We start from the raw sequence: 24,544 nt of genomic DNA on the forward strand, positions 1-24,544 counted from the left end.
TTCATATACAGAACTTAATTCTATACCATATAGATAATGTAGATTATAAATCCAAACCAAACAGTTTGGTATATTTTGTTTAGTTTCTAACCTTAGAAAGCTTCTTTAAAAATCAAAAATATGCCAAATAATGGCGATTTGTTTATAAAAAATTATATTATTGGGTTTTTATAGATTTAATTAATTAAATTTAATTTAAATTCAATATGTTATGTATATAAAAATAACAAACTTAACGTTTTAAGGCCTGTTCATTATTCCTCATATGAGAAGAACGGAGTGCTGTTTTGCTCAATGACGAGGAAAAGCAGTTGCAAGAAGCAAGGTAATAACAAAATAGAGAAACGTGGTTTGCATCATGGAAGAGCCTACCTTGCCTCAGTAAAGGTTCTGTTTTTTACAAGACGTTAATAAAAAAGGTTATTTCATTAAAAAAACAAAGCGCATGTCGGAAAACAAAACGGCGAATCAGGTGTAACAATAGGCATACCATGAACGATGGTAAATCCGTCAGGGTATTTCCTATGTCGTGCACAATGACGAAGAAAAACTGAGTCATTTTTAAGCTCCAGGGCAATTATCCTTGATAACGCCATAACTTACTGATTTAAAGATGAAAGGATAAGATATGGAAGAAGATGCAAACCTACTAGTCGGGCAAAGAATTCAACAGAAAAGGAAAGAGTTAGGGATCACGGCAACTGCCTTAGCGAAACAAATTGGTATCAGCCAGCAACAACTTTCGCGTTATGAAAGAGGAACCAATCGAATCAATATTACTCATCTGGTTGCCATCTGTCTGGAATTGGAAACACAGATTTCCTGGTTCTTTGAAGACTGTTTTGAAAAAGAGAGCAAGGAAGGCATTGTTAATAAACTGGATACTCAATATATTCCCATTGCTGAAACAATTATAGGAAAAAATGGTTGTTAGATGGGGAATAACCCGCCGTCAGAAGCCTGCCAGCCCGCACTAAACTGAAAAACATGTGGGCTTCTGACTCTACTGGGTACTTATTCACTTTCTCAATCGCCGCCTTCTTTTTTATGTGCACGAGCTATGTACCAAACCGATGCAATGTTACGAGCCAATACATGCAGATTATCGGTACTGTCAGCTAAAGCGTCAGCAAGAGTGCAAACTTCAGGGATAATAGAAAATACAGCAGTCAGCCCATGTTGATGGACAACATCATAATCTTTACTCATTCCTCCCACTAATGCGATAACAGGTATACCGAATTTGTTGGCTATGCGTGCAACACCAATAGGTGTTTTTCCATATATAGTCTGGCTATCCATATGTCCTTCGCCAGTAATAACCAAGTCTGCGCCCTGAATTGCTTTTTCCAGCTTCAGAGTATCAAGTACAATTTCAACACCCGACTGTAATCTTGCATTCAAACAGCCGAGTAAAGAGGCTCCCATACCTCCGGCAGCACCAGCTCCTGCAGCATCAAGCACATCAATTCCTGTTACTGTTTTAATTTTCATCCCGTAATGGAGCAAAGCTGAATCCAGTATATTAATCATTTCTGGTGTCGCTCCTTTCTGTGGCCCAAATACCGCAGATGCGCCTGATTCACCACATAGCGGGTTAGTGACATCACAGGCGACGGTAATTTCTAACTGACTGAGACGAGGATCAAGGTTTGTGAGATTAATACTTTCCAAACGTGTTAGCGCAACCCCACCAAAGGGTAAAGGACGGTTATCGCCATCCGTTAAATTTGCCCCAAGTGCCTGCATCATTCCGGCACCACCGTCATTGGTTGCGCTACCACCAATACCTAAAATCAGCTTTTCGACACCATGATCCAGAGCCGCCAGAATTAGCTCCCCCGTACCATAACTTGTTGTTATCAGAGGATTACGCTGTGCCAGTGGCACCAAATGCAGGCCTGAAGCAGCTGCCATTTCAATCACTGCGGTTTTTCCATCACCCAGTAACCCCCAAAAAGCCTCAACAGGTTGCCCCAGAGGATCAGTGACTGTACATGTGAATCTTTTTCCTCCTGTCGCAGCCACCATTGATTCTACCGTGCCTTCTCCACCATCAGCCATTGGTAACTTGATGTAATTGGCCTGCGGAATGATTTCCCTAAATCCCTGCTCTATCGCTTCCGCTACCTGCATTGCACTTAAACTTTCCTTAAATGAATCCGGAGCAATGACAATTTTCATAATAATTTCTCTCTCCCGCAATTTATCTAACCCGCAAAACCAAATACGCCAAAGATTAAGGTTGAAATAAAAGCGATAGTTAAGCCCACCAGCGTTTCATATGGCAATAACTTCAGGCGTTCGTGTAACTGCATATATACACTGCCTCCTGTCGCATGGAAAAAACTGCCGTGTGGCAGCTGATCCAGTACGATAGCACCTGCATGTAACATCGCAGCTCCCGCTAATGCACTGATACCTAAATCGAGTAAAGTAGGTGCAAAAACAGCCGAAGCAACGGCTGTACCCGCGGTGGTGGATGCTGTTGTCATTGACATTAAAGCCCCTGAAACCGGAGCCAGTAAATAGGCTGGCAGACCTGATGCTGTTATTCCGTGGATCAATATTTCTTTCAGTTCAGAATTAGCGATGATGCCTGCCAGTGTCCCCGTCCCTAATAGCATGATAGCTATAGGCGACATACGGCTCAGCCCAGAGAGAATAAATCGATTTGATTGACGCCAATGCCCCATAATAATAGCACCAGCCAATCCTCCTACGGGCAATGCAATTAAAGGGTCAATAGTGATATCGGCAACCGGACGTAAAGCCAGCAAAAAAATGGCAATAGCAGGAGCCGAAATTGCAGCCATAAAAGAGGGAAGAGATTCTTGTGCGGTCATTGTCAGCTCTTCGCTTCTGACCTTATACCCCCGCGTTATCACTCTTCCTGAAAGATAGTAAGCCATTACTAACCCGAATAGCCCGGGGAGAATACCTGCGACCATCAGCGATGTTAAAGGGACATGAAAAGCTTCTGATGCAGCAATCGTATTTGGATTGGGAGACATGACGTTTCCGGCTTTACCTCCGCCAATCATGGCAAGTAAGATCGACATCTTTGATAAATCAGCCCGATGGGCGATTGCCAGAGCAATCGGTGCAACGGTAATGATTGCCACATCAATAAATACACCAACGGCTGTCAACAACATTGCTGCGATTGCTAATGCCAATAAGACCCGTTTGCCGCCTGCCTTGCGTACAATAGTCTCAGCTATGGTACTGGCTGCACCGGATTCAATCAGTACACCAGCCAGAACACCCGCTGCCAATATACGTAAGACAGCATTAGTCATCCCTTGTGCCCCTGTGACCATCAAATTGACGGTCTGTATCAGGTCTGCACCCCCGATCAAACCGCCAACCAGCGCACCCGCCATCATGCCATAAACAGGAGAAACTTTTCTTAATATCAGAACGATAGAAACAAACAATGCAGCAATAGCACCAATAGCAGAAACAGTCGTCATCTTGTCATTATCCTCAATGACTTCATTATTAGCTGAAGCCGAAAGATTACTATACACTTCGTCTTTCAAGTTGCCTCTTTGTTGGCTGCACTCGTTCACCCCGGTCACCGTTTTTATAAACATACGATTATCTATGCTCCCGATGACTCTCTCCCTTGCCGCCGCGACGCATCTTAAAATCCATTGTGTATATACGCATAACTCATTTATATAAATAACGCGCATAAAAAAAGCGATAACTAAATTATCGCCTTTTAATCTGCTATTGCATGTGTTCAACATAAATATATATCGTTCATGCTCAGCTAGCTGTGTAAATTACGCTTCAATTGCCATTCGTAACTTTTTCATGGCGTTTTTTTCCAGCTGACGAACCCGTTCAGCGGATACACCATATTTATCTGCCAGTTCCTGCAAAGTTGATTTGTTGTCATCATCCAGCCAACGGGAACGGATAATATCCTGACTACGTTCATCCAGCTTTTCCATTGCTACAGTAAGTTTATCCGCAGCATGGTTTTCCCAATTGTCTTCTTCAATGCCATCCGCAAAATCAGACGCTTTATCCTGCAAATACAGTACCGGAGCTGGCGGATTATCATGGCTGTCGTCATCAGATGGCATATCAAATGCCATATCCTGCGCCGACATACGAGATTCCATCTCCAGAACATCTTTGCTGGTCACCCCTAATTCTTTGGCAACCAAATCAACTTCATCCTGACTGAACCAGCCCAGACGCTGTTTAGCCTTGCGCAAATTGAAGAATAACTTACGCTGCGCTTTTGTCGTTGCAACTTTCACAATACGCCAGTTACGCAGTACGTATTCATGGATTTCTGCCTTAATCCAGTGAACAGCAAAAGACACCAGACGTACGCCCACTTCCGGATTAAATCGACGAACCGCTTTCATCAGGCCGATATTGCCTTCCTGAATTAGATCCGCCTGCGGCAAACCATAACCAGCATAACTGCGAGCAACATGAACAACGAAGCGCAGGTGAGACAGAATCAGCTGTTTTGCTGCATCCAGATCTCCCTGGTAATGCAGCCTTTCTGCCAGTTCCTTCTCTTCTTCTGCAGAGAGCATAGGATAAGCATTGGAAGCACGGATGTACCCTTCCAAACTACCTTGCGGAACTAATGCCAAAGTTTGCATTTCTTTTGTCATTCAAATTCTCTCAAACTAAATTAGTGGTCTTTTAAACTTTCCTGAATCAACCTATTAGATTTTTTCAGGCCAAAGATGAGTCTATTTTACCATCGTGAGGATCACATTCAAATTATCTGCATTGTATGCTCACACATACAAAGTATACAAAACAATAACAGTTTCTTCGACTATGATTAAGCCCAAAAGTTCACCATAAGTCCAACAAAAGTGTTCTATTCAGGCCTGAAACGACGCAAATGCTGGACAGTCGCAAACCATGCTGCAATCCAACCAATCATACCTGAAATCAGTACCAGTAATAGTGATTCATCCCAACCCAGGCCGTATAACTTGAAAGTTGTACCGAAAACGCTGGCAACTTCAGTGACAACGCTGGAAAGTTTCCAGACTAGCAGGTACGAAAGAAGCAGCGAAAGGATCGCTCCCAGAATTCCCAGTAATGCCCCTCCATTGAGAAAAGGCCGAAGGATAAATCCATCCGTTGCCCCTATCAGTTTCATAACATTAATTGTTTCACGGCGACTGAAAATGCTTAAACGCACACTGTTACCAATCACCAGAAGCAGCGCAACGACCATCAGCCCCCCTATTACCGCAGCAATCCGGCCAATAAGGTCAGCCAGTGCCGTCAGCCGGGCAAACCAGCCATCATCCATTCTGACTTCTTCGATACCTTTTAGCTGTGCAACACGGTCACGTAATGTTGTCAGCGCCTGTGAATTCTGAAAATCCAGTTTAGGGGAGACAATCGCTACCGCAGGCAACGGATTTTCCTCCAACATATCTAAGGCACTGGCAAACCCTGACCAGGCGCGAAATTCATTCACGGCCTCCTCGCGGGACAGATAGTTCACTGACTTCACGCCATCCATTGCTTTTAGCTCTTCAATCAACTGGTTAGAGCTGACGTCATTCAGTGATTTATCCAGATACACCGTGAGTTGTGGTACGGGATACCATTGTTCCACAGCCTGATTCACGTTTTTCCAGACGATGTAAAATACACTCGGTAATGTCAGCGAGATAGCTATCACCATGATGGTGAGCAAAGTCGCCAGTGGCTGGAATAACATATCAGACAGTGTGCTTTTCCATGCATAACGTGACTGTACGCGCCATCCCCCTTTCAGCGATTTGGAGCGGGATTTGGGAGAGATCGTTTTTTTCGTTGAATGACGGGTAGGCTTAGCCATGATGCTCTCCTTGCATACGCCCCTGATTCAGGGTCAGGATACGATAATTCCTGCGCTCAATAAGAGCGGTGTCATGCGTCGCCATAAGAACCGTCGTACCGACCCGGTTGAATTGTTCAAACAAGCGCATAATACCCTCAGATAGTTCACCATCCAGATTCCCCGTCGGCTCATCCGCCAGCAGAACGGTGGGTTTATTCACAACAGCGCGGGCAATACCAACACGCTGTTGTTCCCCCCCGGAGAGCTGAATCGGGAAATTTTTCGCTTTGTCCAGCAAGCCTACCTTGTCCAGCGCTGCCGATACCCGCCGACGAATATCTTCGGTACTGGCGCCTGAGATAATCAATGGCATGGCTACATTATCGAATACAGTGCGATCCAACAGTAAATGATGATCCTGAAAAATCATACCGATCTGACGGCGTAAGAAGGGGATCTCACGGGTTTTCAATCGGCTGACATCATGCCCGCCAAACCAGATATAACCGGCACTCGGGCGCTCTATGCCACAAATAAGTTTCAGAAGCGTACTTTTCCCCGCTCCTGAATGACCGGTTAAAAATGCCATTTCTCCCGGACGCAGGTGGAAATCCACCCCTTGTAGTGCCTGCCGTCCTCCCAGATAGGCTTTACTGACCTGTTCAAAGCGAATCATTGATAGTTAATCCTCCCGGGTAAAAAGAGCCTCTATAAAATCGTCAGCCTTAAATGGACGGAGATCCTCGATACCTTCCCCAACACCAATATAGCGGATCGGAATTTCGAATTGGTCCGCAATAGCGAAAATCACGCCACCTTTTGCAGTTCCATCCAATTTGGTCAGCGAAATACCGGTCAAACCCACTGCTTCATGGAATAGTTTAGCCTGACTGACTGCATTTTGACCTGTGCTGGCATCTAAAGTCAGCATAATTTCATGCGGGGCTTCTTCATCCAGCTTTTTCATTACCCGCACGATTTTTTTCAGCTCTTCCATCAAATGCGCTTTATTCTGTAAACGTCCTGCGGTATCTGCAATCAGGACATCAACACCTTTAGCTTTAGCTGACTGAATAGCATCAAAAATGACGGAAGCCGGATCGGCCCCGGTATGCTGTGCAACTACCGGGATTTTGTTACGCTCACCCCAAACCTGCAATTGTTCCACCGCTGCGGCGCGGAAAGTGTCACCCGCAGCCAGCATGACGGTTTTACCCTGTGACTGGTATTGGCGAGCCAGTTTACCAATTGTCGTCGTTTTACCAACGCCATTCACACCGACCATCAAAATGACATAAGGCGATTTACCCTCAACTTCCAGTGGTTTATCGACCTTAGCCAGAATACCTGACATTTCTTCTTTTAGTTTTATGTATAACGCTTCCGCATCTTTCAATTCTTTACGGCTGGCGTGAGTTGTCAAATTGCTAATGATCTTGCGAGTTGTTTCTACACCAACATCAGCAATCAGTAACTGTTCTTCCAGTTCTTCAAACAGATCATCATCAATTTTCTTACCACGGAATAATCCTAAAAATCCGGCACCCAAATTCTGGCGGGTTTTTACCAGACTTTTTTTCAGACGAGCAAAAAAACCTTCTTTAGTCGGACGTTCCTGCTCTTTAGGTAAAGAGGACTGTTCTTCAGCCTGACGCGCCGCTTCTTCCGCTAAACGCTGCTGTTCCGCTTCTGCCGCCGCTTGTCGCGCCGCTTCTTCCGCTAGACGCTGCTGTTCCGCTTCGACCGCCGCCTGTCTCGCCGCTTCTTCGGCTAGACGCTGCTGCTCGGCTTCTGCCGCTGCCTGTCGCGCCGCTTCTTCGGCCAAACGCTGTTGTTCCGCTTCTGCTGCCGCCTGTCGCGCCGCTTCTTCCGCCAAACGTTGTTGTTCCGCTTCTGCCGCCGCCTGACGCGCCGCTTCTTCCGCTAAACGTTGTTGTTCCGCTTCTGCCGCTGCCTGACGCGCCGCTTCTTCCGCTAAACGCTGCTGTTCCGCTTCTGCTGCTGCCTGACGCGCGGCTTCTTCCGCCAAACGTTGTTGTTCCGCTTCTGCCGCTGCCTGACGCGCCGCTTCTTCCGCTAAACGCTGTTGCTCCGCTTCTGCCGCTGCCTGACGCGCAGCTTCTTCCGCTAAACGTTGTTGTTCCGCTTCTGCTGCCGCCTGACGCGCAGCTTCTTCCGCTAAACGTTGCTGTTCCGCTTCTGCTGCTGCCTGACGCGCCGCTTCTTCGGCTAAACGCTGCTGTTCCGCTTCTGCCGCCGCCTGACGCGCCGCTTCTTCCGCTAAACGTTGCTGTTCCGCTTCTGCTGCTGCCTGACGCGCCGCTTCTTCGGCTAAACGCTGCTGTTCCGCTTCTGCTACCGCCTGACGCGCCGCTTCTTCCGCTAAACGCTGTTGTTCCGCTTCTGCCGCTGCCAGCTTTTCTTGTTCAATTTGTTCTTCTTGTTGCTTCTTTTCCTGACGACCAAGTCCGAACCAAGAGAAGAAACCTCTTTTTTTTTCTTTTGCCATCGGCCACTACACTCCTCGCGGTTAATTATGGCGTTATAACAACCTACACCAGAAACTGACTGGAATTACCTTTATTTCAGGCCATCAGTTCTTATCGGGATAAGTCAAGAACTCAGACCAATAGACGCTATACTCTTCATATTTCAAGTTGCCTCTTTGTTGTCTGTGACATAAATTGAAATCTGTTAGGTCTCTATTTTAACAATTACGCCTACAGAGATAGGTTCTAATGGTGATAAAATCCAGTCTAACATTTTCATCTCACCACAACACATATTCTATTGAGGATTTCGTGGTAAATTAATCAATGGGTTTCCTGATCCTCGTCTTTTTATTCACCATCAAGGCCTGATAAGCAGTAGATAATATTACGGCGATGACAAATAATTAATTTATGTAACTATGACTAAAAAACCACAGCGCTCGTCTTTAGGGCAAATTCGTATTATTGGCGGAAAATGGCGCGGAAGAAAATTACCGGTTCCTGATAGTGAGGGGCTACGTCCGACAACCGATCGTGTCCGAGAAACTCTGTTCAACTGGTTAATGCCCGTCATTCAGGGGGCTGACTGTCTGGATTGTTTTTCCGGCAGCGGAGCACTCGGATTTGAAGCGTTATCACGTTATGCAAACAGTGCCACTTTGATTGAGTACGATCGTAATGTAGCAAAACAGCTATCGAATAATTTAGCGCTACTGAAGGCAGACAACGGCAAGGTGATACAAAACAATACGCTACAACATCTCAATCAGGCCGGAACGCCCTTTGATATCATTTTCCTTGACCCACCATTTCGGAAAGGAATGCTGGAAGAGACCATCAACTTGCTGGAAACTAACGGATGGCTGGCTAAGGAAAGCTGGGTTTATGTCGAAGCAGAATCTGAATCTGCCGCGACAGCAGTCCCGGCAAACTGGCACTTACACCGGGAAAAGATTGCCGGTCAGGTTGCATACAGGTTATATATTCGCCGCCAGTAAATGACGGTCTGGCTATTTAAATACAATTCTGGAGTCAATGATGTTTATCCAATTGGGAAGAGCAATTATGGTCTGTGTCTGGGGGATTATGATCCTAAATCTGGTTCAACCCTTCCCTAAGCCATTAAAGTATTTTATGGATATCGCTATGGTTTTTACCGTAGTCATGCATGCTTTCCAACTTTTGTTGTTAAAACACTCTCAGCCGAAAGACCAAAAACTTTCTGGCTGGTTGCAAACTAAGATCTTCTTTTTCGGGGTATTTGAGTTATTGTCATGGCAGAAAAAAAACCGGCCGGAAAAAAAATAATACCTTCATATACCCAATGGATTTCAAGTTGCATCGCGGCGGCAAGGGAGTAAATCCCCTGGAGCATAGATAACTATGTGACTGGGGTGAACGAGTGTAGCCAACAAAGAGGCAGCTTGAAAAACGAAGGGTATAGTCATATTCCCGGTAAATAACAAATAGTACTGAACAGCAACTCCCCAGCCATATAAGCAACAATGTGACTGGGGCAGAAACCGCAAAAAAGTGGCCTTCCCTTTTATACGCCAAATTTACGCCACACGATTACTCATTGACGTACATTCCTTTTGATAATAAAACGTTACCTTCTCGTTAATATAAAATTAAAGTTGGTACTCTCGCTTTATCCCCATCATAAACAGCAATTCCTGATAAAACAGGCGCTGAACATTTAAGGAAAGGAAAAATATGAGTTGGCCATTTCTTGCTGTGTTCTTCTCTGGATGGTTATATATTGATGCCGCCTATCGTGGTATCAAATGGCAGCAATGGGTGTTCTATCCGGTCACGATGCTGCTTCTGCTATTATGGGCATTTCAGGCTCCAAACCTTGAAGCTTCCGGCTACCTGATTATTGCAGGCCTTATCACCGCCCTGCTTTCTGACTCACTCCGAATGCTCCCCAGTAAGTATTTACTATTCTCATTCGTCGCGCTATTTCTGAGTTATTTGCTCTATACCATCAGCTTCGCCCTGCATATGAGTTTCCATTTATTCTTTCCACTGCCATTAATTCTATTGGTAGTCGGTATTGTAGTGATGCTGGTTATCTGGAGCCGTCTGGATCAACTACGCTGGCGGGTGCTCGATACCTGGGTTATGGTGCTCATTATGGTTTGGGTTGCCGGAGAACAATATTTTGCGCTCGGTAATGAAAGCCGTCTCTCAGCTATGGTCGGAGCAATTCTGTTACTTCTTGCGCACAGCATCAGCATGATTAGCCAATACCGTTTTCCTTTTAAACTATCAAAAGCAATCGTCGCCTCCTGCCGTTTTATCGGGCATTTTTTGATTATCCGTTCACTGATTATTTAAATCATTGCTTTATTCTCATCCGAAGTGAGGCGTTGATATCAACGCCCCACTTCAATACCCAGATATTCTTGCCATTTCTTCCCATTACAACGCTGTCTGCTACATAGCAGGCCCCATCGGTAATAGCACAATTCATCAAAATAATTGCTTTTTTTATTTGACTCTGGAGTGAACTCTAAAGTGTAGAGTTAATGGTAATCAACCTGAATAAACATCATTGAGAGGCCATTATGTTCTCTATTTCCAAAAAACATAAACAATCGCAGCGTGGCTCTATCTCGTCCCCAAAAAGAGTCTTGCAGGGTTCTTCCAGCCTAAGAAATGAAAGTAAGCAATCACGTACACGTGATACAAAGCATCAACACTCCCATGATCATGCCCACTCCCATAATAAAAGCCATTCGCATGATCATCATGGCGGAAGTTGCTCGCATACTCACGCACACCCTGTACAGGATGCAGCCCCCGCTGAACTGACAGCCAGACAGCGTTTTAACTGGATTATTCAGGGTATGGATTGCCCAAGTTGTGCAGGCAAAATCGAAAATGCAGTAAAAAGACTGGATAAAGTTAAACAGGTTAAGGTGTTATTCACTACCGAAAAGCTGGTTGTAGATGCAGATTCAGATATTCGGGCTGATATCGTCAAAGCGGTAAAGCAAGCGGGTTTTGAAATCAAAGAAACCGATTCAACATCTAAACTGCCACCAGCAACCAGCCTCTGGAAAACATTCTCTCCGATTCTCCTTCTTGCGGTATTGATGGCCGCTAGCGGGGTCATCGCTAAAATGAGTGCTCCTGCCGGAAAAATCGCCTTCATCATTACGGTCTTGATTGGGTTATATCCTATCGCAATCAAAGCCATCAGATTGTTCCGCTCCGGCTCTTTCTTTGCCATTGAAACATTAATGACTGTAGCGGCTATCGGTGCATTGTTCATCAACGCTACTTCAGAAGCCGCAATGGTGATTTTACTGTTCAAGTTAGGCGAAATCTTAGAGGGTTATGCCGCAGGTCGTGCTCGAAGAGGTGTCAGCGCTCTGATGGCTCTGGTTCCCGAACAGGCACTACTTGTAAAAGGTGGCATCAAGAAAAAGGTTCCTGCCGCTGATCTGCGTCCGGGAGACGTTATTGAAATCGCTCCGGGTGCTCGTTTGCCTACAGATGCCGAACTTCTTAATCCGTTTGCCAGTTTCGATGAAAGTGCTCTGACGGGAGAATCTGTCCCTGTTGAACGCCAGCAAGGGGAAAAAGTCGCAGCCGGTTGCCTTTCTATTGATAGATCAGTGCAAATGCAGGTTGTTTCTGAACCGGGACAAAACGCCATTGACCGTATCCTACAGTTAATTGAAGAAGCTGAAGAACGCCGTGCTCCGATTGAGCGCTTTATCGATAAATTCAGCCGCATCTATATGCCGCTGATTATCCTGCTCTCGGCACTTGTTATCGTGATACCTCCCCTGTTTTTCGCCGAACCGTGGGATATGTGGATCTATCGCGGCCTGACCCTGCTATTGATTGGCTGCCCTTGTGCTCTGGTTATTTCAACGCCTGCTGCGATTACTTCCGCCCTCGCCGCTGCCACTCGCCGTGGTGCACTCATCAAAGGCGGTGCAGCATTAGAGCAACTCGGCAGCATCACCACAATTGCACTGGATAAAACCGGTACACTGACTGAAGGAAAGCCTCAGGTTACGAATGTCGAACCCGTGGAAAATATCAGTGTGGAAACATTGCTGGCATTAGCGGGTTCGGTAGAAAGTGGATCTCATCATCCGCTGGCAAAAGCCATTCTTAATGAAGCGGAAAATAAAGGTATAACGGTTGTCGAAGCGGAGAACCGCAAAGCCCTTGCCGGTATTGGGATTGAAGGTCAGTTATCAGGGCAGAAGATACTGGTCTCTGCCCCCGGACGGCTTTCTGAAAATGTTTTATCACCACAATGGAAACAACGGGTTATTGAACTGGAAGACAGCGGTAAAACAACTGTTGCCATTGTTCAGGATGGGCAGTTTATTGGTCTGATTGCCATGCAGGATACTTTGCGTCAGGATGCCATTGAAGCTATTCAGTCCCTGAAACGTCAAGGCGTCAATGCGGTGATGCTAACGGGCGATAATCCCCGGGCAGCGGCAGCTATTGCAGGCCAGCTAAATATTGATTATCGGGCAGGATTGCTACCGGAAGACAAAGTCACGGCGGTTATGCAGCTTAATGAAAAACACAAAACAATGATGGTCGGTGATGGTATTAATGATGCACCGGCGATGAAAGCATCAAGTATTGGGGTTGCGATGGGAAGTGGTACGGATGTTGCGCTGGAAACAGCTGATGCCGCACTGACTCATAACCGGCTGACTGGTCTGGCGGAAATTATTACTCTGTCACGTGCAACACACTACAATATTCGTCAGAATATCACTATCGCATTAGGCTTGAAGGCTATATTCCTTATCACCAGCTTACTGGGAATTACAGGATTGTGGATGGCAGTGTTAGCGGATTCAGGTGCTACAGCGCTGGTGACCGCGAATGCTATCCGTCTGCTGCGCATCAAAAATAAGGGACAATAAATAATTTCTCTGCATGAATACGCCCTCACTCAAATATGAGTGGGGGATATATAATTAACTCCGAAATACTTTGAAAGTTCATGAAATAGTTTATGAGTAACTTTCTAATTATTTTTATTCCCCCCTCATATTATTTCATTTTTAATCTACCTGGACTCACAACTTGTTTATTAAAAAGCACACTTCTTTTTTCGTCTCGAAAATAAAGACAGCGAACCAATCAGGTATATTTCACACCCTTTCATCCATACCCGCCCGGTGGTTGTGGCCAAACCACCGGACTATTAATGATTGAACAATACTCTCCAGATTACTGGCAAATATTTTGTGTATGTATCAAGATTTATTATAAAAAAACGCCGGAATACAGATTATTCCTTTAATACTCTCATTTGATTGCAACTTAATGTAATCAGAAAATTATCAGCATCCTTTTCTAAAAAACATCCTTTACCCAAAGAGTATTATAATAGCCACATAGGCTTTCAGGCTGTTATTGATAAAATGTTTAACAGACCAATAATAGATAAAACAAATTGAAAAGGTGCTAAGGCGCACCTTTTCAAAATAAGACTACAGTTACTCAAGATTGCTATTAAGACAAAAGGAAATATGGCACTTAGTGAGGTGATAAGATTTCCAAGTCCCACATTGATGATCTTAGCACGGGTTTATATTTCTACCAGTTTATTAAGCAATCTTTTAATTTTTTTTGATTAGATACCGATAAGGCGTTTCCGCTGTCTCATGAGCAAGCAGAGTATGTTCCATAAAACGACAAAAACCGGGAATATCACGAGTCGTCGCCGGATCATCCGCAACAATCAATAAAGTCTGCCCGACATCCATGTGACGGACAGTTTTACGCACCATCATTACCGGCTCTGGGCAGCGTAATCCCTGTGTATCAAGGGTTTTATCTGGGTTGGCAAAAACATCAGACATAACAATCTCTGTAGGTTCAAACAATCTATAGCGGTGGATTATATTACATATTCACCTCAATCACCGCATTTTGAAATCCATTGAGTATATTACTCAACCCGCGTATGATGCTTTTCTCCTGATAATTCAGGGAAATTTGTTTCTGGGTTCCCTCACCCCATCCAGCAAAAAGGTACAATATGTTTCAACTTACTCAGCAGCAGAAAGCTTCGGCTTTAATCTGGCTTTCGCTGTTTCATATTCTGATCATTACTTCCAGTAACTATCTGGTGCAACTGCCTATTTCTATTTTTGGTTTTCATACCACCTGGGGAGCGTTCACCTTTCCCTTTATCTTTCTGGCAACAGATTTGACCGTACGTATTTACGGTGCGCCATTAGCACGCCGGATAATTATGACAGTCATGCTTCCGGCTCTGATTATCTCTTACTTCATCTCTGCGCTATTTTTTCAGGGATCGTGGCAGGGTTTTTCGGCCTTAGGAACGTTTAATCTGTTTGTTGCCCGCATTGCAGCAGCAAGCTTTATGGCTTATGTTCTCGGTCAGATATTAGATGTCGGCGTGTTCAACCGTCTGCGTCAGAACCAGCATTGGTGGATGGCACCGGCAGCGGCCATGTTTTTCGGTAATATGCTTGATACTCTTGCCTTTTTCTTTATCGCTTTTTATCGCAGCAGCGATGCCTTTATGGCAACCCACTGGGTAGAAATCGCGTTAGTGGATTATGCATTTAAGCTGTTTATTTGTATGCTCTTCTTCCTGCCAGCTTATGGCATTTTACTGAACCTTATCCTGAAATTCTTTTTCTCTCACTCATCAGATAAGGCACTGGCACAGAGCCGCTAAAACGACATTGCGCCCTGAGCTAATCAGGGTGCAGATCGCCTTTCAGCTTTTCCTCACAAATCGCGCATTTCCTGCTTTTACAGATAACCTACGGGTATGTTTTGTCGTATAGTGTTGACGGACAGGCAAACAAACACTTTTATTCGAAACGACTGATAACCTGTCACATACCGATGCTATTAACAGGTTATGTTGAGTTTCCAGTGAAGAAGGAATATTTCTTATGCTGAAAGTTATCCAGTCTCCATCCAAATATATCCAAGGGCCAGATGCGATATCCTACATTGGTCACTATACGAAAATACTTGCTGACCACGTTTTTGTTATTGCTGATAATTTTGTACTCAATCTTATCGGGGATACAGTCAGTAAAAGCCTGAAAGAAAATGAAGTCACCAGCCATTTTGAAGTCTTCAACGGCGAGTGCAGCCGTAAAGAAATAGAACGCCTGTCAGCCATCCTACTCACTAATCAATGTCAGGCCGTAATTGGAATTGGTGGAGGAAAAACGCTTGATACCGCAAAAGCTGTAGCACACGAATCAAAATTACCCATTCTTGTTTCCCCGACTCTGGCCTCAACGGATGCGCCAACCAGTGCGCTTTCCGTTCTGTATACAGAATTGGGGGAATTTGATAGCTACCTGTTCTACCCTAAAAATCCCGATATTGTGTTAGTGGACACGAAAATTATTGCAAAATCACCTGTCCGGCTGTTTGTTGCAGGTATGGGAGATGCACTGGCTACCTACTTTGAAGCAAGGGCCAGCAGTACAGCTCATAATCCGACTATGGCAGGAGGAACAACTTCTCTGGCCGGGCTGGCACTGGCTAAATTGTGTTACGACACATTATTGTCAGAAGGTTATAAAGCAAAACTGGCGGTAGAAGCCGGAGTGACAACGCCTGCGGTTGAAAATATTGTTGAAGCAAATACCTATCTCAGCGGAATTGGTTTTGAAAGCGCGGGGCTTGCCGCTGCACACGCCATCCATAATGGGTTTACCATACTGGAAGAGTGTCACCACCTGTATCATGGTGAAAAAGTCGCATTTGGTACGCTGACACAACTCATATTAGAAAATAGTCCCAGTGAAGAACTAGAAACCGTACTCGACTTTTGTGTACAAGTTGGCCTTCCAATTACGCTGGAACAGCTTGGACTGCGCGATAGTGAAAATTTGCATCAGAAAATTATGCAGGTCGCTAAAGTAAGCTGTGCAGAAGGGGAAACTATTCACAATATGCCATTTACCGTCACTCCGGAGCAGGTCTATGCTGCAATTCTGGCAGCAGATCAGATGGGAAAAGACTGGTTATACTAATTTAATATCAGCGTTATTTTTGCGGTTTCAGGGCGGGAACCCTCGCCCTATTTGGTCACGCCATTAACATGATGGATAACATAACGAGTGCTTCGCCCTCCCGCACGCTCTATCATCAGTTGTTCATGCTATTCACAATGAGGCAAATAACAACACTATTCGCCTCATAAAATGAGGCAAATAATCGATCTAATTGCCTCATTAGCTGGAAAATAGGTTAATTCAGTCCAGTGCTCGCGCCAGTAAACTCATCGGATGTTCGCATTTTTTGCTGGTAGACATCTCTATCTGCCATTTACAGGTTTCGCAATCTGTGATCACCAAATCAACGCCACTTGCTTCGATTTGCCGGAACAGGCCAGCACCAATCCCCTGAGATACTTCATAATTTTCTTTTTTAAAACCATAAGTTCCGGCAATACCACAACATTGAGAGTCCAGAATAATTAATTCAATACCCGGAATACGCTTAATTAACTCAATCGAATAAGCTGCCCAGCCCATTTTTTCCATATGACATGGCGTATGGTAAGCCACTTTCAGGGGCATCGGTTTCAAAGGCAGATCACGCCCCTGATCCAGCAACCGATAAATATAGCGGGTTGCCAGCTCAATATGATCACGTATCGGGCGGGTATCTACGCCCAAAATATGCGGATATTCATCGCGTAAGGTAAAAGTACAGCTGGATGACGTTGTTACAACGGGAATTTGTCGCTCAATCACACTTTCTGTTAGTGAGTGCAGGTTAGCTTTCGCCTGACGTTTCGCGCGATTAATAAATCCATTGGCGATCAATGGCACACCACAACATTTTTCCCTCGTCAGTAATTGAACACCAATCCCCATTCCATTAAAGACTTTCAATAAATCCTTACCCAGTTGTGGATGGTTATAATTGACGAAACAACCATGAAAATAGGCAACCTGTTCTGTAAACTGCTGTTGGATGGATGCCTGTTTGTGATACCAGCGCCGAAACGTACCGAAAGCGTATTTTGGTAATTCACGCCGGTGATCAATCCTGAGCGTTTTATCCAGCAGATGGCGCACTGGTTTCAGGCTGGTCACTGAATTGACGATGGGAGCAAACGGAGTGGAAAGAGTGCCCATCATATCGGTATGGCTGAGAATGACATCCCGCAATTTAGGGCGCTGTGAGTGATAATCTGCTTTTGCCCGCAGGATAATATCACCGATTTTTACATCAGACGGACATGCAACTTCACAGCGCTTGCAGTTAGTACAGTATTTCAGTGCTTCATCATATAAAGCAGGATCTTTTAAACGCAGACGCTCTCCATCCGGGCCGGCCTGTTTTGGCCCGGGATAACCCGGATTAGCTTTAACCACCGGGCATTGAGTAGTACAGACAGTGCATTTAATACAGCTTTCAAAACTGTTATCCGCTATGTTCATTGTGCAATCTCCGGTATCCGCTGTTTTGTGACTCGTTCCCCGGTGATGATTTGTTCAGCAACAAATAAGGCACTCAATAAAGAAACTCCGGAACCACAGCCTTCAAACAATGGATCATATCCCCCCAGCACAGCACCGGCGGCATACAGATTCTTCACCACCTGACCTGATTTTAATGGCCGTAAATATTCATCCGTGGTGACACCAAATTTAAGATAAGGCTGAGGAGCAAAAACGTTTTGCCGCGTCCATTGTTCACGTGAGGAGTACGCCAGCAGATCTAAATCAAGTAAGGGTTCATAAATCCGGTTAAATTTGGCTTTCAGCCCATTACTGAAAAAACTACCGGTTGCCAGAATCACGTGAGAAGCCCGCAGTGGGATATCACCATGATTACGGGTATACAAACCAGTAATATGGTTATCTGCCATTTCCACACCGTTGACCGTATCACCTGTCATTATCACTCCACCAAAATGGCGGAACCGAGCACGCAACAACTGATCCACCCGGATCCCCAACAGAGAAGGCGGTAACGTCGGTAACAAATAGACAGGCTTTTTCACCTGTATCTGCAATGCCTGTACAACTTGATCAGTTTCCAGACCAATACAGGCAGGCAGGAACACAGCCTCATATCCCTGCGCCAGACGGCTGATTTCCTCCGCTATCAGTGTCAGGTTTTGAGGCAGATCCAGTAAATGGGCGATATTAACGGAGCGAAATTCACTGGGGTTATCACGCAGTCTGTCGAGAAAAGGTAAGTGAATCTCCTGCGCACTGGCTTTCACCCCCTGTCTCTGTAGCGCACTGGCGACGATACCGGGCTGAAAATCCAGAAATCCCGCAATGCCGATCACAACAACACTTTCCCATTTAAATGGTCGTTCCAGCTCACGAACCGGTACTCGCGCCGGGCTTAACCAAGTCATGCGCTGACGGCCAACGGGCGTAACACGATAATGGTTTTGTGAAGCAGAGCCAGTCATAATCAGCCCGCTGTCCCTGATTAATTTTTCAGCCTGATAAGCCAGCGATGCTACGTTTTTTTCTCCTATCCGACTGTAAGGGTGATGCGGAGCCTGTCTGGTCAGTTCAGATAAGGCATGTAAGGGATGAGTGACTTCACTCCCGTCAGGTAAACGGGAAAGAAAATCCATCGAACCAGAAGAGAAATAAAGAGAGCTTTGGCCTGAACTGACTATTGCACAGGATTTACCTGCCTCTGCCAGCCGAATACCACTCGTCAGTCCCGCCAGCCCGCTTCCAATAATGACAGCATCAAATTTCATTGTTAGCCTCCGTGACTGGCTGGTTATCGGCGTCAGTATCATGATCATCTAAACCGCACAGTCCCTGATAAATCCAGCTGGTGAATTCGCTTTCCCGTAACGCATCACCCCAGACGACAGGGCGGATCCCTTTCCAGCGTTCATTCAGGAACTGTTTCAGTTGCTGCTCTGATTCCTGTTCTGTTATTACACCGAGACGATTAAGTAACCCTGCTGCACGACAGGCACACAGTTCTCCCTGACAGGTTCCCATACCAACACGGGTGCGGCGGCGTAAGTCCAGTAGGTTAGTTACCGCCAAAGATTCCGTTGCATAACGTACTTCTCCCGCAGTTACCGCTTCACATTCACATACCAGACTTTTATCTGATCGTTCGGTACTCAGTAACTGGCTGGCGCGATCTCCATGACGATAAATGGCCGACCCGCGAATGGGGGCAGATAGAGTTACAGTACGACGATCTTGGGTTTTACTATGTGATGTTTTACTGTATGACGTGTGCTGGCGTGTTTGTTCGGCGGAATTCTCTGAGCCGGGCAATGGCTCCTGTGCTGTCGTACAATGCGCGGTAATATTGAGTTTCTCGCAAATCTTATCGGTTGCCCATTCAGCCATCAGACGATATGTCATTAGTTTACCGCCAGTAATGGTTATGAATCCGTCCAGACCATCACGTTGGGCATGATCAAGCAGCACAATACCACGGCTGACGTTTCTGCCCGATGGATCATCATCACTCGCGACTAAAGGGCGGACTCCCGCATAAGCCCGTAAGATACGGGTTTGCGCAAGCCGGGGGGATAATTTTGCTCCCTCCCGGATTAAGATATCGACCTCTTCCTTAGTCACAGACATGTTATCAATCTGATCGTATTCAATGCGGGAAGAAGTCGTACCGATCAGCGAGATAGTGTCACCGGGTACGAGAATATCGGCATCTGCGGGTTTACGACAGCGGTTGATCACCATATTGTTAATGCGATGCCCTAAGATCAGCAGCGATCCTTTGGCCGGCAGCATATGGACTCTGAGATCCGCATACTCCGCAATTTTCTGCCCCCAAATTCCACCAGCATTCACCACGATCGGCGCATAAATGTCATACAGGCGCTTAGTGCGATGATCATAAACATGAACGCCGGTAATTTTATCCCCTTGCCTGATTAACCCCATGACTTCATGATACGTTAGTATTTGTGCTCCATGCTCTCTGGCATCCAGCATATTGGCCGCTGTCAGCCGGAAAGGATCAACCGTCCCATCTGGCACAATCACAGCGCCGATCAAATCCGGATTAACCGCCGGCTCAAAACGTTTCGCTTCTTCAGGGTCAATCGACTGCGCATCAATTCCTGCCTTTTCACACGCAGCAATAAAAGTTTGCTGATATTCCAGTGAATCTTCCGGCAAGGTAATAAACAAACCGTGTGTTTTTTCAATGCAATGTCGGGCAATGGTTTTGAGGATCCTGTTTTCTTTTATACACTCTTTTGCCGATTCGCTGTCTGTGACGGCATAGCGTGCACCGCTATGCAACAGACCATGATTGCGTCCGGTTGCACCTGTCGCAATATCATGCCGCTCTAATAAGATGCAGCGTAAGCGCCTGCGGGCGCAATCTCTTGCGATACCAGCACCTGTTGCGCCTCCACCAATAATAATGACATCAGTTTCTGTTACAGGAGAGCCATTCATCAGAGATGCTCCTTTCTTTGCCAGTCACATATCCGGTCAGTAAATCCGGTTGATGATAAAAATATATCCAAAATGGGTAGGAATTGTTTGATAAGGAACAAAAACGAACCTGAAACGCGTATTTTGGGCGACAAAAAACTCAATATCGTGAGAAATATCACTATTTTTTGAGGGGGCGTTTATTTGCGGTTTTTACGACATAAAACGAGCAGAAAAAATAAGTGGACACAACCTCTAATAAGTTATGTCCACTACGGATAATATTGTCTGCTCGTATATCTATTTAGTGCATATCAGTCTGCTTTTTAGTAGGCTCCGGCCATATACCCGCAATATACTCAAGACACTCGGCTTTGGGGCCTTCCTTTCCTGTCGCCATCCAGCCAATCGGGATCCGATATTCGTCAGGCCAGACTGAATACTGCTTTTTACTGTTAATGACAACTATCCACAGCGCTGCTTCATTTCCGGTTAACTGTTCCATGAAAATACCCCCTGTCTGTAACTTGTCGGCAATACCTTAGGCAGGAACCCGGTACTGATCAGATAATTCAGTACCTGACAGACATATTCAGAGGTAATAACCGGACACTGAATATCTGATCCTTCCAGTGCTGCCAACGTCTGTTTCAGCTCCAGTTCTGGCTGGATTTCATGGACATAGTCAGGATCCAGCGCGCGGTAAGGTTTCTCGGTCATATCCCGAATCAGCGGAATCAATGGATACAGCGAATGAGAATCATCCAGAGCAAGAATTCTCTCTTTCCCTTCATTGAAAGGAACTGGATTAAGGATATAGCCAAACTCCTGAACCCAATCGAAAAACTGACGGATAGAAACTTGCACCGGATTAAACAGATTAAAGAATTTCCCGTCAGATTCACGCTGCTTAGAAATATGCACCAGTGAAGCGGCCACATAATCAACCGGTACGATATCCAGCAGTAATCCATGAGCAGGATAGGATCCCATTTCCAGATAACCTTTCAGGGAAGCCACAAGATAATCATTCCCCTGAGCAGCTCCGGTACGGGTATGTCCGAGGATCAGGCCGGGGCGGTAAATACTCACTGGCATACCCCGTTTACGGGCAATGTTGATAATCCCTTCTGATACCCACTTGCTGCCCGAATAACCGGAAGGATCACGTATTGTTTCGCTCATAGCGCGATCATCTTCCATAAATGGTCGTGGCGATTCAGTAGCAAACAAAGCATTCACAGAAGAAACATAATGGAAATGTTTCAGGCGTGAAGTAGAGGCAAATTCCAGTGCGGTTCTGGTGCCATCAACATTAATGCTTTTTAGTGAACTATAAGGATAGATAAAGTTAACCAGCGCACCGTTGTGATAAATCACATCCACATCCTGCGCAAGTTTATCCCAGATTTCAGGCAATAAGCCGAAACGGGGTTGCCCCAGATCCCCTATCACAAAATCCACGCGATCAAGGCTATTACCTACATCAATCTGATAATGAGTAAAGCCATCCCGGATCCTCTCAAGCGCATGTGCCTTGTCGTCAGCACGGCACAGACAGATAACCTGAGCTGAAGTCTGTTTCAACAGTTGTTCCAGCAGATGCAGGCCAAGATATCCGGTCGCTCCTGTCAGCAGAACAGTATCAGGCTCATACCAGTTCGCATGCGGTAAACCATCAGGACGTATACTTTCTTTCAGGTAAACATCTTTTCTCAGCGTTTCTGCATGTTGCTGAATAAGCGCTTCACTACGGTAAACACTGTTGAAAGGAATCAGATTATTTTTATGAACTTCACTCATCTCATCCAGAATAGCCGCAATTCGGGCAATTGTGGGTTCAACATAGATACCGGAAATAGGGATCCTGAGTGAGAATACTTTTTCAATCCGTTCCACCATACGGGCAACCAGAATAGAGTTACCGCCAATCTGGAAAAAATCATCGGTAATGCCAAAAGTTTCCGCAGCCAACAAATCACCCCAGATAGCATAAACCCGTTTTTCTGTTTCTGTTTCCGGCTGTACCGCATCATGACTGGTATTCAGACGTTCTGCCACTTCTTCCAGACGTTTCCTGTCCCGCTTGCCACTACTTGTCAGCGGAATATAAGGAATACGGTAATATTCAGAAGGGATCCAGGCTTCGTGCAGGCATTCTCGCAATGCGACCTGAGTTTCACGTACCCATTCCTCCGATACAACCATATTAGGATCAAACAATACGAACGCCTGTATCTTGGCAAAATCACCACTTCCCGCGACACGGATAATGGCATCCTGAACCCCGTGTTGTTTTCTCAACGCGATTTCTATTTCACCCAGTTCAATTCGATAACCACGTACTTTGACTTGGTCATCCTGCCTTCCCATATAAATGAGGGAGCCATCTTCAGTCATACGGGCCATATCGCCTGTCAGATAGGCTCTTTTCCCCTTTCCGTTGACATCAGGGACATACCGTTTAGCGGTTTCAACCGGATTATTACGATATCCTGCTGTCACACCTAATCCACCTATCAGGATCTCACCTACCGTTCCTTTAGCGACAGGACGCAGATTCTTATCCACAATACTGATGCTGGTGCCGGGAATCGGCCCGCCCAGCTGTACCTTATCTCCTTTTTTCATGCGGAATGCCGTTGACCAGATTGTCGTTTCTGTCGGGCCATAAAGGTTCCATAAAGTGCCACCAGATGCCGTTAATTGATCGGCCAAATCTTGTGACAGAGCCTCACCGCCGCAAAGCATGCTGATATCAGAACGCGGCGTCCAGCCGGCATTCAGTGCCATTGACCAGGTTACTGGAGTTGCCTGCGCCAGAGTAAATTGAGGATCAGAGAACACACGGGATAGCGCCATCGCATCACGCTGAGTCTCAGTGGGTGCGATGTAGATACTGCCTCCATGAACAACCGTCAGCAGTAGCTCAAGCACTGAAATATCAAAAGAGAAAGTAGTCAGCGCAAGCATACGATCATTCTGGTTAACTGATAATAATTTGCCCAGTGCACACAGGAAGGCCGCCAGATTGTCATGCTGCACCTGCACAGCTTTTGGTAGTCCGGTAGAACCAGAGGTAAACATGATATAGGCCGGATGATCGCCTAATTCAGGAATAACAACATCCTCCGTTATTTCCTCAACTGTATAGGCAAGGCGCTCCATCGGAATATGTGTTGATGCTTTCAATTCCGCTGATACCGTTTCATCAGAGACCAGAATAACGTCAGGTAAGCTGGCGAGAATATCATTCAGACGTTTTTCCGGCATCATGGTATTAAGGGGAATGTATACTGCACCGATCTGCCAGGTCGCCAGCATTGTAATAAACCATGGAATACCCCTCTCGGCTGCAATAGCGACATAACTTCCCATTGTTACGCCATGGCAACGTAAAACATGCGCTGCGCTGATAACCCGTTGCTGTAACTCACCAAATTCCAGAATCCCATGCGGATCTGAAACAGCAATATCATGCGGTGCTATTTTTGCCAGTTTTGCTAACCGGGATGGTACATTGTCAAACCATGGCTGAAGTGTTTTTTCCATATAGCTGATATTAATGTCATTAATATCAGAAGGGTTAGAGAATGAGGATTGTTGCCCAATAAATGCTGTGTGTAATATTGCCTTGTGTGTGTAAGTATTCATAATGATGTTCTCATTCTGATCTCCATTTTGTTCCATCATTTTTTATGATGAATGGAGATATTTATGCTGTTAGTCAATAAATATCAGCTATTGTCCACATTTGGCCCCTACAATGACCTTATGTTGACCTTCACTGAATAAAAAAAATAAAC

The 24,544-nt window shown here is 45.5% G+C and carries 19 protein-coding genes; 7 read left to right on the forward strand and 12 right to left on the reverse strand.

Annotated elements, in window-relative coordinates:
• Positions 1-628 precede the first annotated feature (628 nt).
• Positions 629-934 (forward strand): helix-turn-helix domain-containing protein, encoded by a 306-nt coding sequence (locus tag AACX68_RS12040; protein WP_228859290.1) that lies wholly within the window; start codon positions 629-631, stop codon positions 932-934.
• Between the two features lie 92 nt (positions 935-1,026).
• Here AACX68_RS12040 and AACX68_RS12045 read toward each other — a convergent pair whose 3' ends face one another.
• The 6 genes from AACX68_RS12045 to ftsY form a co-directional block, all read right to left on the reverse strand.
• Positions 1,027-2,184: a glycerate kinase gene (locus tag AACX68_RS12045; RefSeq protein WP_228859291.1), complete on the reverse strand. Its 1,158-nt coding sequence runs from the start codon at positions 2,182-2,184 to the stop codon at positions 1,027-1,029.
• 26 nt (positions 2,185-2,210) lie between these two features.
• Positions 2,211-3,476 (reverse strand): GntP family permease, encoded by a 1,266-nt coding sequence (locus AACX68_RS12050; protein ID WP_228859309.1) that lies wholly within the window; start codon positions 3,474-3,476, stop codon positions 2,211-2,213.
• A 318-nt stretch (positions 3,477-3,794) separates the two neighbouring features.
• Positions 3,795-4,649, reverse strand: coding sequence for an RNA polymerase sigma factor RpoH (rpoH, locus tag AACX68_RS12055; protein ID WP_228859292.1), 855 nt, complete (start codon positions 4,647-4,649; stop codon positions 3,795-3,797).
• Positions 4,650-4,864: 215 nt separating this feature from the next.
• A complete protein-coding gene (gene ftsX / locus AACX68_RS12060; RefSeq protein WP_228859293.1) occupies positions 4,865-5,845 on the reverse strand; it encodes a permease-like cell division protein FtsX in 981 nt (326 codons plus the stop codon).
• Positions 5,838-6,503 (reverse strand): cell division ATP-binding protein FtsE, encoded by a 666-nt coding sequence (ftsE, locus tag AACX68_RS12065; RefSeq protein ID WP_228859294.1) that lies wholly within the window; start codon positions 6,501-6,503, stop codon positions 5,838-5,840. The genes ftsX and ftsE overlap by 8 nt, the downstream gene beginning before the upstream one ends.
• A gap of 6 nt (positions 6,504-6,509) precedes the next feature.
• A complete protein-coding gene (ftsY, locus tag AACX68_RS12070; protein WP_228859295.1) occupies positions 6,510-8,336 on the reverse strand; it encodes a signal recognition particle-docking protein FtsY in 1,827 nt (608 codons plus the stop codon).
• 402 nt (positions 8,337-8,738) lie between these two features.
• On the opposite strand from ftsY, the gene rsmD reads away from it, so the two are divergent.
• From rsmD to AACX68_RS12090, 4 genes are all read left to right on the forward strand, one after another.
• Positions 8,739-9,317 carry a 16S rRNA (guanine(966)-N(2))-methyltransferase gene (rsmD, locus tag AACX68_RS12075; RefSeq protein WP_099125042.1) on the forward strand — a complete coding sequence of 193 codons (579 nt, stop codon included), beginning with the start codon at positions 8,739-8,741 and terminating at the stop codon, positions 9,315-9,317.
• A 40-nt stretch (positions 9,318-9,357) separates the two neighbouring features.
• The gene (locus AACX68_RS12080; RefSeq protein WP_228859296.1) at positions 9,358-9,627 is read left to right on the forward strand and encodes a DUF1145 family protein; all 270 of its coding nucleotides are present in this window, start codon (positions 9,358-9,360) and stop codon (positions 9,625-9,627) included.
• A 408-nt stretch (positions 9,628-10,035) separates the two neighbouring features.
• Complete coding sequence (locus AACX68_RS12085; protein ID WP_099109606.1) at positions 10,036-10,662, forward strand: lysoplasmalogenase; 627 nt, start codon at positions 10,036-10,038, stop codon at positions 10,660-10,662.
• 230 nt (positions 10,663-10,892) lie between these two features.
• Positions 10,893-13,235: a zinc/cadmium/mercury/lead-transporting ATPase gene (locus tag AACX68_RS12090; RefSeq protein WP_228859297.1), complete on the forward strand. Its 2,343-nt coding sequence runs from the start codon at positions 10,893-10,895 to the stop codon at positions 13,233-13,235.
• Between the two features lie 702 nt (positions 13,236-13,937).
• Here the strand turns inward: AACX68_RS12090 and tusA are convergent.
• A complete protein-coding gene (gene tusA / locus AACX68_RS12095; protein ID WP_099109604.1) occupies positions 13,938-14,180 on the reverse strand; it encodes a sulfurtransferase TusA in 243 nt (80 codons plus the stop codon).
• Positions 14,181-14,359: 179 nt separating this feature from the next.
• On the opposite strand from tusA, the gene AACX68_RS12100 reads away from it, so the two are divergent.
• Positions 14,360-15,028 carry a 7-cyano-7-deazaguanine/7-aminomethyl-7-deazaguanine transporter gene (locus AACX68_RS12100; RefSeq protein WP_228859298.1) on the forward strand — a complete coding sequence of 223 codons (669 nt, stop codon included), beginning with the start codon at positions 14,360-14,362 and terminating at the stop codon, positions 15,026-15,028.
• 223 nt (positions 15,029-15,251) lie between these two features.
• The gene (locus AACX68_RS12105) at positions 15,252-16,352 is read left to right on the forward strand and encodes a glycerol dehydrogenase (protein WP_228859299.1); all 1,101 of its coding nucleotides are present in this window, start codon (positions 15,252-15,254) and stop codon (positions 16,350-16,352) included.
• A 222-nt stretch (positions 16,353-16,574) separates the two neighbouring features.
• On the opposite strand, the gene glpC is transcribed toward AACX68_RS12105, so the two are convergent.
• The 5 genes from glpC to AACX68_RS12130 form a co-directional block, all read right to left on the reverse strand.
• Positions 16,575-17,771: an anaerobic glycerol-3-phosphate dehydrogenase subunit GlpC gene (gene glpC / locus AACX68_RS12110; RefSeq protein WP_228859300.1), complete on the reverse strand. Its 1,197-nt coding sequence runs from the start codon at positions 17,769-17,771 to the stop codon at positions 16,575-16,577.
• Positions 17,768-19,063, reverse strand: coding sequence for a glycerol-3-phosphate dehydrogenase subunit GlpB (gene glpB, locus AACX68_RS12115; RefSeq protein ID WP_228859301.1), 1,296 nt, complete (start codon positions 19,061-19,063; stop codon positions 17,768-17,770). The genes glpC and glpB overlap by 4 nt, the downstream gene beginning before the upstream one ends.
• Positions 19,053-20,762, reverse strand: coding sequence for an anaerobic glycerol-3-phosphate dehydrogenase subunit A (gene glpA, locus AACX68_RS12120; protein ID WP_228859310.1), 1,710 nt, complete (start codon positions 20,760-20,762; stop codon positions 19,053-19,055). The genes glpB and glpA overlap by 11 nt, the downstream gene beginning before the upstream one ends.
• 280 nt (positions 20,763-21,042) lie before the next feature.
• Positions 21,043-21,243 (reverse strand): MbtH family NRPS accessory protein, encoded by a 201-nt coding sequence (locus AACX68_RS12125; RefSeq protein WP_228859302.1) that lies wholly within the window; start codon positions 21,241-21,243, stop codon positions 21,043-21,045.
• Entirely contained in the window at positions 21,231-24,392 is a 3,162-nt protein-coding gene (locus tag AACX68_RS12130; protein WP_228859303.1) for an amino acid adenylation domain-containing protein, read from the reverse strand. The genes AACX68_RS12125 and AACX68_RS12130 overlap by 13 nt, the downstream gene beginning before the upstream one ends.
• Positions 24,393-24,544 lie beyond the last annotated feature (152 nt).

Source organism: Xenorhabdus sp. PB61.4 (genome assembly GCF_963894935.1).
Taxonomy (GTDB): domain Bacteria; phylum Pseudomonadota; class Gammaproteobacteria; order Enterobacterales; family Enterobacteriaceae; genus Xenorhabdus; species Xenorhabdus stockiae.

Bases quoted from the DNA above. Each gene is read 5' to 3' on its own strand.
- rpoH (WP_228859292.1), bottom strand. From the start codon at position 4,649: ATGACAAAAGAAATGCAAACTTTGGCATTAGTTCCGCAAGGTAGTTTG.
- ftsE (WP_228859294.1), bottom strand. From the start codon at position 6,503: ATGATTCGCTTTGAACAGGTCAGTAAAGCCTATCTGGGAGGACGGCAG.
- AACX68_RS12045 (WP_228859291.1), bottom strand. From the start codon at position 2,184: ATGAAAATTGTCATTGCTCCGGATTCATTTAAGGAAAGTTTAAGTGCA.
- rsmD (WP_099125042.1), top strand. From the start codon at position 8,739: ATGACTAAAAAACCACAGCGCTCGTCTTTAGGGCAAATTCGTATTATT.
- AACX68_RS12085 (WP_099109606.1), top strand. From the start codon at position 10,036: ATGAGTTGGCCATTTCTTGCTGTGTTCTTCTCTGGATGGTTATATATT.
- AACX68_RS12100 (WP_228859298.1), top strand. From the start codon at position 14,360: ATGTTTCAACTTACTCAGCAGCAGAAAGCTTCGGCTTTAATCTGGCTT.
- ftsY (WP_228859295.1), bottom strand. From the start codon at position 8,336: ATGGCAAAAGAAAAAAAAAGAGGTTTCTTCTCTTGGTTCGGACTTGGT.
- AACX68_RS12080 (WP_228859296.1), top strand. From the start codon at position 9,358: ATGTTTATCCAATTGGGAAGAGCAATTATGGTCTGTGTCTGGGGGATT.
- AACX68_RS12090 (WP_228859297.1), top strand. From the start codon at position 10,893: ATGTTCTCTATTTCCAAAAAACATAAACAATCGCAGCGTGGCTCTATC.
- ftsX (WP_228859293.1), bottom strand. From the start codon at position 5,845: ATGGCTAAGCCTACCCGTCATTCAACGAAAAAAACGATCTCTCCCAAA.
- AACX68_RS12125 (WP_228859302.1), bottom strand. From the start codon at position 21,243: ATGGAACAGTTAACCGGAAATGAAGCAGCGCTGTGGATAGTTGTCATT.
- AACX68_RS12105 (WP_228859299.1), top strand. From the start codon at position 15,252: ATGCTGAAAGTTATCCAGTCTCCATCCAAATATATCCAAGGGCCAGAT.
- AACX68_RS12050 (WP_228859309.1), bottom strand. From the start codon at position 3,476: ATGACGACTGTTTCTGCTATTGGTGCTATTGCTGCATTGTTTGTTTCT.
- tusA (WP_099109604.1), bottom strand. From the start codon at position 14,180: ATGTCTGATGTTTTTGCCAACCCAGATAAAACCCTTGATACACAGGGA.
- AACX68_RS12040 (WP_228859290.1), top strand. From the start codon at position 629: ATGGAAGAAGATGCAAACCTACTAGTCGGGCAAAGAATTCAACAGAAA.
- glpB (WP_228859301.1), bottom strand. From the start codon at position 19,063: ATGAAATTTGATGCTGTCATTATTGGAAGCGGGCTGGCGGGACTGACG.
- glpC (WP_228859300.1), bottom strand. From the start codon at position 17,771: ATGAACATAGCGGATAACAGTTTTGAAAGCTGTATTAAATGCACTGTC.
- AACX68_RS12130 (WP_228859303.1), bottom strand. From the start codon at position 24,392: ATGAATACTTACACACACAAGGCAATATTACACACAGCATTTATTGGG.